12 protein-coding genes are annotated in these 12,421 nt (G+C 69.9%); 3 read left to right on the top strand and 9 right to left on the bottom strand.

The genetic code is table 11. The features are described 5' to 3' along the window. Window positions 1-22: 22 nt before the first annotated feature. Window positions 23-1,381: an MFS transporter gene (locus Q0D75_RS17610; protein WP_291056467.1), complete on the bottom strand. Its 1,359-nt coding sequence runs from the start codon at window positions 1,379-1,381 to the stop codon at window positions 23-25. Window positions 1,382-1,594: 213 nt separating this feature from the next. After that, window positions 1,595-2,977, bottom strand: coding sequence for a DHA2 family efflux MFS transporter permease subunit (locus tag Q0D75_RS17605; protein ID WP_291056466.1), 1,383 nt, complete (start codon window positions 2,975-2,977; stop codon window positions 1,595-1,597). Window positions 2,978-3,038: 61 nt separating this feature from the next. On the opposite strand from Q0D75_RS17605, the gene Q0D75_RS17600 reads away from it, so the two are divergent. Beyond that, window positions 3,039-4,226, top strand: coding sequence for a glycoside hydrolase family 76 protein (locus Q0D75_RS17600; RefSeq protein WP_291056463.1), 1,188 nt, complete (start codon window positions 3,039-3,041; stop codon window positions 4,224-4,226). Here the strand turns inward: Q0D75_RS17600 and Q0D75_RS17595 are convergent. Then, on the bottom strand, window positions 4,216-4,686 hold the full coding sequence (locus Q0D75_RS17595; protein ID WP_291056460.1) for a hypothetical protein: 471 nt from the start codon (window positions 4,684-4,686) through the stop codon (window positions 4,216-4,218). The two genes, Q0D75_RS17600 and Q0D75_RS17595, sit on opposite strands and share 11 nt — an antisense overlap. Beyond that, the gene (locus Q0D75_RS17590; RefSeq protein WP_291056457.1) at window positions 4,667-5,137 is read right to left on the bottom strand and encodes an OsmC family protein; all 471 of its coding nucleotides are present in this window, start codon (window positions 5,135-5,137) and stop codon (window positions 4,667-4,669) included. Before Q0D75_RS17590 ends, Q0D75_RS17595 begins: the two co-directional genes overlap by 20 nt. Window positions 5,138-5,205: 68 nt before the next feature. Here Q0D75_RS17590 and gabT point away from each other — a divergent pair, with 68 nt between their 5' ends. Then, window positions 5,206-6,579: a 4-aminobutyrate--2-oxoglutarate transaminase gene (gene gabT, locus Q0D75_RS17585; RefSeq protein WP_291056455.1), complete on the top strand. Its 1,374-nt coding sequence runs from the start codon at window positions 5,206-5,208 to the stop codon at window positions 6,577-6,579. A 119-nt stretch (window positions 6,580-6,698) separates the two neighbouring features. After that, the gene (locus tag Q0D75_RS17580) at window positions 6,699-7,691 is read left to right on the top strand and encodes an asparaginase (RefSeq protein ID WP_291056452.1); all 993 of its coding nucleotides are present in this window, start codon (window positions 6,699-6,701) and stop codon (window positions 7,689-7,691) included. 31 nt (window positions 7,692-7,722) lie between these two features. On the opposite strand, the gene Q0D75_RS17575 is transcribed toward Q0D75_RS17580, so the two are convergent. From Q0D75_RS17575 to Q0D75_RS17555, 5 genes are all read right to left on the bottom strand, one after another. Then, window positions 7,723-8,523 (bottom strand): ABC transporter permease, encoded by an 801-nt coding sequence (locus Q0D75_RS17575; RefSeq protein WP_291056450.1) that lies wholly within the window; start codon window positions 8,521-8,523, stop codon window positions 7,723-7,725. Then, on the bottom strand, window positions 8,520-9,431 hold the full coding sequence (locus Q0D75_RS17570) for an ABC transporter permease (protein ID WP_291056447.1): 912 nt from the start codon (window positions 9,429-9,431) through the stop codon (window positions 8,520-8,522). Before Q0D75_RS17570 ends, Q0D75_RS17575 begins: the two co-directional genes overlap by 4 nt. 9 nt (window positions 9,432-9,440) lie before the next feature. Further along, entirely contained in the window at window positions 9,441-10,640 is a 1,200-nt protein-coding gene (locus Q0D75_RS17565) for an ABC transporter ATP-binding protein (RefSeq protein ID WP_291056444.1), read from the bottom strand. Next, window positions 10,640-11,866, bottom strand: coding sequence for a spermidine/putrescine ABC transporter substrate-binding protein (locus Q0D75_RS17560; RefSeq protein ID WP_291056441.1), 1,227 nt, complete (start codon window positions 11,864-11,866; stop codon window positions 10,640-10,642). The genes Q0D75_RS17565 and Q0D75_RS17560 overlap by 1 nt, the downstream gene beginning before the upstream one ends. A 174-nt stretch (window positions 11,867-12,040) precedes the next feature. Next, on the bottom strand, window positions 12,041-12,421 hold a 381-nt coding region (locus Q0D75_RS17555), incomplete at its 5' end, for an FHA domain-containing protein (RefSeq protein ID WP_291056438.1).

Raw genomic sequence — 12,421 nt, 5'->3', positions numbered from 1 at the left:
GGGGATCGCGAGCCAGTCTTGCTCAGTCCCCTTGGGCCAAGCTGATGACCGCCTGGGAGCGGCGCCGTCGTGACACGAGCGTGACCAGGCCCACCAGACCGGCGATGCCGACGGCGGATGCCCCGGCGGCCGTGATCAGAAAGCCCTCGCGCGCGGCGGAGGCGTCGATCAGGATGCCGGCCAGCGCCGATCCCGCCGTGACGCCGATGCTCATGGCCGTCGAGGGCCAGGCGAGCGCCTCGGTGAGGCGGGTGCGCTCCACGCGGGATTCGACGAGGGCCATGGCGGAGATCAGCAGCGGGGTGGTCGCGCCGCCGGCCACGAGCAGGGCGGCACCGAGGGCGGGGAGGGTGGGCACCAGCACGGCGAGCGGCACCACGATGCCGTAGGCGAGCGCGCTGGCAGCCACCATGACGGCCGGGCGGATGCGCGTGCCGCGGGCGCCGAAGACGAATCCCGAGACGACGCTGCCGAGCGCGAACATCGCGAGCAGGAAGCCGGCCGCCGCGGGCACGCCCTCCGCCTCGGTCAGGCCGACGGCGGTGAGGTCGAGCGAGCCGAACACCACGCCGACGCCGAGGAAGACGGGGAGCAGCGCGACGACGCCGCGGGGCAGGGGGCGCAGGATGCGGCGGCGGGGCGTCTGCCCAGCAGGCTGCTGCTCGCGGTGCACGGCCGGCGTCGTTCGGCGCTGCAGCACCAAGGCCACTCCCCCGACCACTCCGAGCGCCAGACCCACACCGAACCCGAGCACCGGGTTGATGGCAGCGGCCAGCACGGTCACCAGGGGTGGCCCGATCACGAACACCGATTCGTCGGCCACCGATTCCAGCGAGAGAGCCGTGTGACGGGCCTCACCGGCCGGCAGCAGGGCCGACCAGCGTGCGCGGGTCGCCGATCCGATGTCCACCGAGGTCGCGCCCACGAGGAACGCGGCCACGAACCAGGTCCACTGCGGCGCGCCGGCCAGCACGACCGCGAGCAGAGCGAGACCGGAGACCGTCGACACCGTGACGGTCACGATCAGGATGCGGCGCTGGCCGAGGCGGTCCATGCCGCGCGACCAGAGCGGGCCGAACACGGCCACCCCCACCACGATCGCCGCGGCCACGGCGGCGGCCAGCGTGTACGCGCCGGTCGCGCCGGCGATCAGCAGCACCGAGCCCAGGCTCAGCGTGGAGCGCGGGATGCGGCCGATCCAGCCCGCCGCGAAGAAGGCGGCCGAGCCGCGCACCGCGAAGATGCGTCGGTACCGGCGCAGCGGGCCGGTGTGGCCCGTGGGGTTCTGAGCATCCGGAACCGCCTGATCGAGCGGGGCGGTGGGCAGCGGGGTGGCGGGCAGCGGGGTGGCGGGCAGCGGCGTGGCGGCATCGTGCGGCACGGTGTGTCTCGTCAATCTGGCCACGCGAAGGAGGGAACGCCCACCGGCTGTCTCGTGACGCTGCGATCCTATCGCGCGGCACCGCGCACCTCCTGATGCACGGGTGCGGCCCCGACATCCTCGCCCCGGCGTCGGTATCCGGGGTTCCTGCAGAAATACGCATCGCCGAGCCGTCTATGAGCTCGGTGGCCCGTATTTCTGCACGAACCCGGGTTATGGCCGCTCGACGGACCGCTTCGGGTTCCGGATGCCCGCGAACGACACGACGCCCCCGGCGGCGAAGAAGACGGCCGTCACGATCGCCACGCGGTGGAAGCCCGCGAGATCGAGCACCGCGGTGCCCGCGATCACGCTGGCGAACGCCACCGCGATCAGGCCCGCCACCCGGGAGACCGCGTTGTTGACGGCCGAGGCGATGCCCGAGCGGGCGGGGTCGATCGCGCCCAGGATCGCGGCGGTCAGGGGCGCCACCGTGATGGCCATGCCGAGGCCGAACACCACGATGGCGGGCAGCACCTGGGTGAGGTAGTTCGCGTCGTCGCCGATCCGGAGCATCAGCAGGAAGCCCGCGCTCGCGAGCAGCGGGCCGACGGTCATGAACAGGCGTGGGCCGATCCGTCCGCTGAGCCGGCCGGACAGGCTCGACAGGCCGATCAGCAGCAGGCTCGTGGGGATCATGGCGAAGCCGGCCTCGGTGGCGCTGTACCCGGCCACCTGCTGCAGAAAGACGGCGAGGCTGAAGAAGCCGAGCGAGAGCGCCCCGTAGATGAGGAAGGTGGCGATGTTGCCCATCGAGAAGTTGCGCACGCGGAACAGCTCGAGCGGCAGCATCGGCTGGCGGGCCCGGCGCTCGTTCACGATGAATCCGGCGAGCGCCAGGATGCCGACGATCAACGGCACGAGAACCACCGGGGAGCCCCAGCCGAAGTTGGCCTGCTCGATCAGCGCGAACACGGGCAGGCCGAGGCCCAGGATGCCCAGCGCGGCTCCGGCCCAGTCGATGCGGGCGGCGGGGTCGCGCACGTGGTCGTGCTCGAGGCGGGTGAGCAGCACCAGGGTGACGGCGATCGGCAGCACGTTGATGCCGAACACGTAGCGCCAGGAGAGCTGGTCGACCAGCACGCCACCCAGGATGGGGCCGGCGATGTTCGCGACGCTGGTGAAGGCCGTCCAGGTGCCGATGGCGCGGCCCTGCGAGGGCCCGCTGAAGTTGGCCAGGATGAGCGCGAGCGAGCTCGGCACGAGCAGCGCGCCGGCGATGCCCTGCAGGCCGCGGGCGACGATCAGGAACTCGATCGTCGGGGCGAAAGCACACAGCAGCGAGCTGACGCCGAAGCCGATCAGTCCGGCGAAGAGCACCTTCTTGCGGCCGAACACGTCGGAGAGCGAGCCGGCGAGCAGGATGACGGCGCCCAGGGTGATGAGGTACGCATCCACCACCCACTGCTGGCTGGAGAGCTCGCCGCCGAGGTCGCGGCTGATCGCGGGCAGCGCCACGTTGATGACGGTGGCGTCGAGGAACGACACGAACGCCGAGAGGATGGCGACCGCCAGCACCACCCGCTGCGCGCGGCTCATCGAGCCCTCTGTCGTCATGCGCTCAGTCAACCACGGCCGTGACGGACCTCTGCAGCCCCGGCGGCGGTACGGTGAGCGGGTGAGAGCGGATGCGCAGGCTTGGGCCGCTGAGGCCGAGCAGGGGCAGGACGCGCTGGACGCGCGCTTCGTGTCGCGCGTCGAGCGGCTCCCGCTGGTAGGGCGGCGCGGGAGGCCGGGCGGGAGCGGGCGGATGCGCAACACCAGCCCGTGGCGGCTGCGGCAGGCGTTCGACTTCAACTACTGGTGGCTGGCGCACGCGGTCGAGGTGCGGATCGACGCCTTCGAGCGCAGCGGCGACGGGCGTCGCCTCGACCAGGCCCGGGCCGTGTATGCGCGGATCGTGAAGCGCAATCACGGGCTGTTCAACGACTACTTCGACGACATGGGATGGTTGTGCCTGGCCGCCCTCCGGCTGGCGGAGGCCACCGGGGAGCGCGCCCACCTCGCTGATGCCGAGGCACTGTGGGAGCACATCGCGAGCCGCGGCTGGAACACGGCCCACGGCCCGAGCGTCTCGTGGCGGGTGCAGCAGCCCTCGTACAAGAACGCTCCGAGCAACGGCGCCTTCGCACTCGCCTCCTTGCGACTGCACTCCCGCACCGGCGAACAGCGGTTCCTCGACCGGGGCGAGGCGGCGCTCGACTGGATGCGCACGCGCCTCGTCGACGACCGATCGCTCGTGCTCGACGGCATCGGGCGCACGGGTGGCGACGAGATCGACCGCGACTGGATCTTCAGCTACAACCAGGGACTGCTCATCGGCGCGCTGACCGAGCAGTTCGACCGCACCGGCGACACCCCGCTCCTGACTGAGGCCGCCGGCACGGCTGCTGCGACCATCTGCACCCTCGCGCCCGACGGCGTCGTCACGGGCGAGAACGCGCGCCTCGACGAGCGCGGCGGCGGCGATGCCGGCCTGTTCAAGGGCATCTTCTTCCGCCATCTTGAGGGCTTGCTCGAGCGGCTTGCGGACGGGGAGCCCGGCCCGGGCAGTGACCCTCTGACGCCCTTCTTCCTCGAGGCGACGGATCGCCTCCGGCTGCACCTGCACCCGGACCCGGACGCGGCCGGGACCGCCCCTCATCGGTCTCCCACGAACCGTCAGGCTCTCGCCGGTGACGATTGGAGCCACCCCGCCCCGCGCACGACGTCTCTCGCGACCGAGCTGAGCGCCGTCATGACGCTCGAGGCCCGCGCGCGCTGGGAAGCCCGCCGAGGCGGCACCGGAGCCGGCCCTACGGTGTGACCACGCGAATGCGGAGCCGTGCCGGCTCGACCGGCTGACCCTCCTGACCCGGGTCGAGCATCCGCACGCTCGCCCATCGGCGGAGGTCGACGCCGTCGGGTCCGCGGAGACCTCCGATCCCGGGCAGCGCGTCGACGTCGATGCCGCCGCCCGGGCCTGGCGGCGTCGCGGGAAGCCGGGCTCCCGCTCCCGCTCCCCCGGCGGCTCCCCGGCCCGCGCCGGAGAACGCCGGGTCGGCGATGCCGGCCGCGACCGCCACGGGGCCGGAGGCGCTCACGGCCACGACGGTCAGTTCGACGGTGCGCGCACTAGCCGTGAAGCATCCGCTGTCCGGGCCGTGGTCGCGCTCGAACAGCTGCACGCACGTGCGCACGAAGGCCTCGCCGAGGGTTCCGCGCAGGGTGCGCGGCGTCACGAACAGCTCGGCGAGCGGTTCGCCCTCAGCCGCCGACGACGGCACGAGGTTCGTGCGTCACCGGGAAGTTCACCGAGTTCGCGATGAAGCACTTCCCCGCGGCCTCGTGGTGCATCCGGGTGAACAGCTCGTCGTCCACGGGCGCGGCCACCGTCACCACCGGCCGCAGCACGGCGCTCGTGAAGTGGCCCCCGTCGCCCTCCTGCACCATCGTGCCGGTCGCGGAATCCGTGTAGTCGGTGACCACCACGCCGTGTTGCACGGCGACGTGCAGGAACGAGAGCATGTGGCACTCGCTGAGCGCGGCCAGCAGCAGCTCTTCGGGGTTCCAGCGGTCGGCGTCGCCGTGGAAGGTGCGGTCGGCCGAGGCATCGATCGGATGCTTGCCTGCGGCCGTCACCGCGCTCTGCCGCCCGTACGCCCGGTAGCCGCTGGTGCCCGTTCCGCGATTGCCAAGCCAGGCGACATCCACGCTGTAGTGATGCTCATGATTCACCCGGCCATGCTAACCCGGCGCTCAGCGGGGCTGGCCTAAACTCGAAGGACCCACGATTTCGGAGAGCTATGACTGACACCATCGACGCACCGGCCGACGCAGCGACCTACGGGGTTCCCCAGGAGCGGAGGGTCGTCACCGCGATCCCCGGTCCGAAGTCCGAAGAGCTGCACCGCCGACGCCTCGCCGTCGTGCCGCCCGGGGTCTCCAGCGCGCTTCCCGTGTACATCGCCAAGGCCAACGGGGCCATCCTGGTCGACGTCGACGGCAACCAGTTCATCGACCTCGGCGCCGGCATCGGCGTCACCACCATCGGGCACACCGACGCCGCCGTCGTCGCCGCCGCGACATCGCAGCTGCAGGATGTCACGCACACCCTGTTCACCATCACGCCGTACGAGGAGTACGTGCGGGTGGCCGAGCTGCTCGCCGAGCACACCCCCGGCGACTTCACCAAGCGCACCGTGCTGGTGAACTCGGGCGCCGAGGCCGTGGAGAACGGCGTCAAGATCGCCCGCAAGTTCACCGGCCGTTACGGCGTCGCGGTGCTCGAGCACGCGTACCACGGCCGCACCAACCTCACGATGGCGATGAACTTCAAGGCCTCGCCCTACTCGACCGGCTTCGGCCCGTTCGCCGGCGACGTGTACCGCGCTCCGAACTCGTACCCGTACCACGACGGTCTCTCGGGTGCCGAGGCGGCCGCGCGCACCATCGCGTACCTCGAGAAGACGGTCGGAGCATCCGACCTGGCCTGCCTCGTGGTGGAACCGATCCAGGGCGAGGGCGGTTTCGTCGTGCCGGCTCCCGGGTTCTTGCCTGCGCTGCAGGAGTGGTGCACCGAGAACGGCATCGTGTTCATCGCCGACGAGATCCAGAGCGGCATGGCCCGCACCGGCGCCTACTTCGCCAGCGAGCACTTCGGGCTCGTTCCCGACATGGTGCTGTCGGCCAAGGGCATCGCGGGCGGTCTGCCGCTGGCCGGTGTGACGGGCCGGGCCGAGATCATGGATTCCGCGCAGCCCGGCGGGCTCGGCGGCACCTTCGGTGGGAACCCGGTGGCCGCGGCCGCCGCGATCGCCGTGTTCGAGCAGATCGAGTCGGCCTCGCTGCTGGCCGAGGCCACCCGCATCGAAGGCGTGCTCACCGCGGGGCTGCTGGCCCTGCAGGAGAAGTACGACATCATCGGCGAGGTGCGCGGCATCGGAGCGATGGTGGCGATCGAGCTGGTCGAGGCCGGCACGGGTGCCACCACGAAGGTGCCGAACGCCGCCGCGGTGAACACGATCGTCGCATACGCGGCGCAGCACGGCGTGCTCGCCCTCACGGCCGGCACCTACGGCAACGTCCTGCGCTTCCTGCCGAGCCTCGCGATCTCCGACGAGCTCCTGCGCGACGCCCTCACGGTCATCGACGAGGCCTTCGCGTCCCTCGAGGCGTAGCCCGCCCCTCATACGCACGCCCCACCCCCTCCTCGCGACCCGTCACTTCGGGCCCTGAAAATCGATTCTCAGGGCGGAAATCGACGGGTCGCGAGGAGTTTCTTCGAGAGAGGTCGCCCATGACGGACCAGCAGCACGAGACGGGCACGGCCCGGATCGACCAGTCGGTGGAGCTCGCGGTGGTGGAGCGCAGCGGGTTCGTGGAATCGCGGCACATCGGGTCGGCCGTGGTGCTGGATGCGACGGGCGAGGTGGCGCTGAGCGTCGGGTCGCCCGAGCTGCCGGTGTATCCGCGATCGTGCATGAAGCCGTTCCAGGCGCTGGCCGTGCTCGAGTCGGGCGTCGAGCTCGACCCCGTGCAGACCGTGCTGGCCACGGCGAGTCATGCGGCGACGCCGGCGCACATCGAGGTCGTGCGCTCGATCCTCGCTCGCGCTGGACTCGGTGAGGATGCTCTGGGCTGCCCGCCCGACTGGCCAGGCGACTCGGCGGCGCGTGACGGCATCATCCGGGCTCACGGGCACAAGGAACGCATCCTGATGAATTGTTCGGGAAAGCACGCCGCGATGCTGCTCGCCTGTGTGCAGAACGGCTGGGACACCACGAGCTACCTCGAGCCGGGGCACCCGCTGCAGCAGCGCATCCTGGCTGTCGTCGAGCGCGAGACCGGTGAGCCCGTGGTGCACTCCGGGGTCGACGGATGCGGCGCCCCCGTGCACGCGATGTCGCTCGTGGCCCTGGCCCGCGGCGTCGGCCGCATCCGCCGTGCCACGGATGGCCCGGCGAAGCAGCTCACCGACAGCATCCTGGCGAACGGCTGGGCGATCGACGGCCCCGGCCGGGCGAACACCGTCGTGATCGACCGCCTGGGCGTGGTGGCGAAGCTCGGCGCCGAGGGCGTGATGGTGATGGCCACCCCCGACGGGTCCTCCGTGGCCCTGAAGATGCTCGACGGCTCGTTGCGCGCAGCCACCCTCGTGGCCCTCACGCTGCTCGCGCGCACCGGCGCGCTCACCGCTGTCGAGGTCGGCGGAATGACCGCCGACCTCGACCTCACGATCCACGGCGCCGCCGCCCCCGTCGGCACCATCCGCGTCTCCCCCACCCTCTGACTCCTCGCGGAGTCGCGGAAGCAGTGAGACCTCAGCCGAGCTGGCGGGCGAGGCGCTTCGCGCGCGCCGCGCGGGAGACCTGCACCACGATCACCAGCACGATCGCGAGCAGGAACACCGCCGAGGCGATCACGTTCACCTGGGCCGGGATGCCACGCGCCGCAGCGATGTAGATGAACTTCGGGAAGGTGTCGACCGAGCCGGAGTTGAAGTTCGTGATGATGAAGTCGTCGAACGAGAGCGCGAACGACAGCAGCGCGGCCGCCGCGATGCCCGGCATCAGCAGCGGGAAGGTGATGCGCCAGAACACCTGGCCGGGCGAGCCGTAGAGGTCGCGGCCTGCCTCCTCCAGCGCCGGATCGAGCGACGCGACCCGCGCCTTCACTGTCACCACCACGAAGCTGATGCAGAACATCGTGTGCGCCAGGATGATCGTCAGCAGCCCCTTCTCGGTGCCGAGCGTCAAGAACTGCGCCGCGAGTCCCGCACCGAGCACCACCTCGGGTGTGGCCATCGGCAGGAACAGCAGCAGGCTGATCGACGATCGCGCCCGGAACCGGTAGCGCACCAGGGCGATGGCGATCAGGGTGCCGAGCGCGGTCGCCAGCACGGTGGAAACCAGACCCACCAGGATGCTGTTACCGAAGGCCTCGCAGAGCCCGGCCGTGCTGCACACCGTGAGCCATTTGTCGAAGGTGAAGCCCTGCCAGGCGATGTTGAGCTTGCCCGCGTCGTTGAACGAGAACACGAAGGTGTACGCGATCGGGATGAGCAGGAACAGCAGCGCCAGCACCGTGTAGATGCCGAGCCCGAGGCCCTTGCCGAACTTCATACGAGGTCCTCCGTTCCGGCCCGCCGCACGTACAGCCCCACGATGATCAGGATCACGGCCATCAGCACGATCGACAGCGCCGCCGCGATCGGATAGTTCTGCAGCACCAGGAAGTTCGCCTCGATCGCGTTGCCGACCATCGCGGTGGAGGAGGATCCGAGGAAGTCGCGGCTGGCGTTGATGTAGTCGCCGGCCGCCGGGATGAAGGTCAGCAACGTTCCCGAGATGATGCCCGGCATCGACAGCGGCACGGTGACCTTGCGGAACACCGTGAACGGGCTCGCGTAGAGGTCGGCGCCGGCCTCGAGGTACCGCGTGTCGAGTCGCTCGAGGGTGGCGTAGAGCGGCAGCGTCATGAACGGGATGAAGTTGTAGGTGAGGCCGAAGATCACCGAGAACGCCGTGCCGGTGAGGTGGCCGTCGGAGGGCAGGATGGCGATCGTCTTCAAGAACTGCACGATCGGCCCCTCGTCCGACATGATCTGTTTCCAGGCCAGCGTGCGCAGCAGGAAGCTGATGAAGAACGGCGCGATCACCAGGGTGAGCATCAGGCTCTGCAGCAGCGGAAAGCGCCGGGCCTTCACCCCGATGAAGTAGGCGATCGGATAGCTGACGGCCAGCGCCAGCACCGTGGCGATCAGCGCGAACCCGAAGGAGCGCAGCACGAGCGGCCAGTACTCCCCCAGGGCGTCGGTGTAGTTCTGCCACTGGAACCCGGCGGTGTATTCGCCGATGTCACCGTCGAGCACCGGCTGCTGGAAGGAGGTGATGATCAGCGAGATCAGCGGCGCCAGAAAGAACAGCACCAGGTACGCGATGCCGGGCAACAGCAGCACGAGTGCGATCCAGCTGCGCTTGCGCGGCGCCTGTTCGACGGTCGCCTGGGAGGCGAATGCGGTGAAGGCCATCGGATGCGCCTAGGCCTGCTCGAGCTCTTCTTCGAGCGCGATCCGCCGCTGGATCGCGATCGACTCCGTGGAGGCGTCGGGCACGAAACGCGGTACGACCCCCGGATCGTCGTCGAGGCCGAAGCCGTGATCGGCGTTCCAGGAGATCCAGACCGAAGCCCCCACCTGCACGACGGGCCCGAACACCATGTTCTGCGCGAACACCACCAGCTCGCCCACGCCAGGCACGTCGACCAGATACTGGGTGCTGACACCGCTGAACGAGACATCCGTCACCCGGCCGGGGCCGAGCACGTTGCGGCCGGACTCGGGTAAGGGTGCCGAGGTGAGCAGCGACACCTTCTCGGGCCGTACGCCGATGGCGATCTCGCCGGCGTGGCGCTGGGCGCGGGTGCGCGGCACCACGATCGGCACGCCGGCCACGTCGACCGCGATGTGGTCGGGTCCGGATGCGACGACCTCGCCGGTGAACAGGTTCGACTGCCCGAGGAAGTTGGCCACGAAGGCCGTGCGCGGCAGCTCGTAGAGCTCTTCGGGGGCGCCCATCTGCTCGATCTTGCCCTTGTTCATCACCGCGACGGTGTCGGCCATGGTCATGGCCTCCTCCTGGTCGTGCGTGACGTGCAGGAAGGTGAGGCCCACCTCGGTCTGGATGGTCTTCAGTTCGAGCTGCATCTGGCGGCGGAGCTTCAGGTCGAGCGCGCCGAGCGGCTCGTCGAGCAGCAGCAGTGCCGGCCGGTTCACGATCGCGCGCGCCAGGGCGACGCGCTGCTGCTGGCCGCCGGAGAGCTGCGCCGGCCGGCGCGAGGCCAGGTGGTCGAGCTCGACCAGCTTCAGCGCCTCGTGCGCCTTGCCGACGGGGTCGCCGAGCTTGCGACGGCGCAGCCCGAACGCGACGTTCTCGAGGATCGTCATGTGCGGGAACAGCGCGTACGACTGGAACACCGTGTTCACGGGCCGCTGGAACGGCTTCGTGGAGGTGACGTCTTTGCCGCCGATCAGGATCTGGCCCGCGGTGGGCTCCTCGAGCCCCGCGACGAGTCGCAGCGTGGTGGTCTTGCCGCAGCCGGACGGGCCGAGCAGGGCGAAGAACGAGCCGGCGGGGATCGTGAGATCGAGCTCCTCGATGGCGGTGAAGCCCGGGAACCGCTTGGTGATGCCGGTGAGCTGGAGGTCTGCGCCGCTCTCGGCGAAGGATGCGATGGCCATCAGCTGCCCAGCAGCACCTTCTGGAACTGGGCCTGGTAGTCGTTCTCCTCCTGCGGGGTGAGCGTGCGGAACACGTGCACCGTCTCGAGCGTGGACTCGTCGGGGAAGATCAGCTGGTTCGAGGCGAGCTCGGGGTCGATGGCGTCCATCGCCTCCTTGGCCCCGTTCACCGGCGTGACGTAGTTGACCCAGGCGGCCAGCTCGGCGGCCACCTCCGGCTCGTAGTAGTAGTTCATCACCGCTTCGGCGTTGGCCTTGTGGGCCGAGCCCATGGGCACGACGAAGGTGTCGTTCCAGAGCGTGCCGCCGGCATCCGGGATCGCGAACTCCCACTTGTCGCCCGCCGTGGCGTTCAGCGAGGTGATGTCGCCCGACCAGCAGATGGCCGCGTAGGTGTCTTCGCTCTGCAGGTCGTTGAGGTATCCGTTGCCCTTGATGTTGCGGATCTGGCCGTTCTCCACCTGCTCGGTGAAGGCGTCCATCGCGTTGGCGTATTCGTCGTCGCCCCACTCGCCCGTGATGTCGGTGCCCTGGCTGAGCATGATCAGCCCCATGGTGTCGCGCATCTCGCTGAGCACGCCGACCCGCCCCTTGAGCGCGGTGTCCCAGAGGTCGTCGACGCTCGCGAGGCCGTTCGGCACCTTCTCCTTGTTCCAGCAGATGCCGGCGAACCCGCCCTGCCACGGCAGCGAGAGCTGGCGGCCCTTGTCGAAGTCGGGGTTCGCGAAGGAGTCGCTGAGGTTGGCGATGTTCGGGATGTTCGCGTGGTCCAGCGACTGCACGTAGCCGTTGCGCACGAGGCGGGCGACCATCCAGTCGGTGAGGCAGACCGTGTCGGCGCCGATGTCTTGACCGAGCGCCAGCTGGTCCTTCACCTTGGCGTAGTAGGTGTTGTTGTCGTCGACGGCGACGTTGTAGGTGACCTCGATGCCGGATTCGTCCTGGAAGCCGATCAGGGTCGGGTAGTTGCCGTCGTCGTCCTCGTCCATGTACGCGGGCCAGTTGTCCCACACCAGGGTCTTCTCCGTGGCCGAGACGTCTTTCGCCGGGGTGAGCTCCTTCTTGTCACCGGTGGAACAGGCGGCCAGGGCCAGGGCCGTGGCGCCGAAGCCGGCGGCACCGAGGAAGCCGCGCCGCGAGAGCGAGAGCGCCCTGGCACGCTGCAGGGCCTGCGAGTGCCGGATCGCCTGGAGGATCATCGGGTCGGTGGGGGGTTTCAACGCCATGGTCGTCACGCTTTCCAAGGGAGGGTCTACGAGTAGCACCGATCCTGGCACAGCGACAGCCGTCTCAGACAGCGAGGACGACGAAAAACATCTGTTCGAAACACAAACTTTACGAAATCGGTGACGTTTGGCGGACTGCACCCACGATTTCGTCCGTCAGGCCGAAAAGGCGCGTCAGCGCAGGTCGAAGTGCTGGTCGCCGAGGCCGACCCGGCCGCCGCGCAGCACCCGCGTGCGCTCTCCGGGAAGCAGGTCGACGGGTTCGGCGGTGTCCGGCACGAGCCGGGTGCCGTTGGACGAACCCCGATCGGCGACCCAGAAACCGTCGTCGTCGACGCCGAACTCGAGGTGGGTCTTCGATACGCTGCGGGCGGGGTCGACGATCTGCACCAGGTACTCCGGATGCTCGCCCGGCGCCGCGACCGGGTTGCGGCCCACGAGCCCGCCGCCCGACACCCGGATGCTCTCGCCGGTGCTGAAGACGAGGCTGTAGAGGGCGCGGGTGCGCGGTCGCTGCGGCTCGGCGGCAGCGGCAGCGGCGGCGTGCGCGGGGCC

It is taken from the genome of Herbiconiux sp. (assembly GCF_023264855.1).
GTDB lineage: Bacteria > Actinomycetota > Actinomycetes > Actinomycetales > Microbacteriaceae > Herbiconiux.
The sequence above is the reverse complement of the archived record's forward strand: the minus strand, read 5'-3'. Positions and strand labels throughout refer to the sequence as shown.

Excerpts from the sequence above, each read along its gene's own strand:
- Q0D75_RS17605 (WP_291056466.1), bottom strand. The coding sequence starts at position 2,977 with ATGACGACAGAGGGCTCGATGAGCCGCGCGCAGCGGGTGGTGCTGGCG.
- gabT (WP_291056455.1), top strand. The coding sequence starts at position 5,206 with ATGACTGACACCATCGACGCACCGGCCGACGCAGCGACCTACGGGGTT.
- Q0D75_RS17580 (WP_291056452.1), top strand. The coding sequence starts at position 6,699 with ATGACGGACCAGCAGCACGAGACGGGCACGGCCCGGATCGACCAGTCG.
- Q0D75_RS17575 (WP_291056450.1), bottom strand. The coding sequence starts at position 8,523 with ATGAAGTTCGGCAAGGGCCTCGGGCTCGGCATCTACACGGTGCTGGCG.
- Q0D75_RS17570 (WP_291056447.1), bottom strand. The coding sequence starts at position 9,431 with ATGGCCTTCACCGCATTCGCCTCCCAGGCGACCGTCGAACAGGCGCCG.
- Q0D75_RS17565 (WP_291056444.1), bottom strand. The coding sequence starts at position 10,640 with ATGGCCATCGCATCCTTCGCCGAGAGCGGCGCAGACCTCCAGCTCACC.
- Q0D75_RS17560 (WP_291056441.1), bottom strand. The coding sequence starts at position 11,866 with ATGGCGTTGAAACCCCCCACCGACCCGATGATCCTCCAGGCGATCCGG.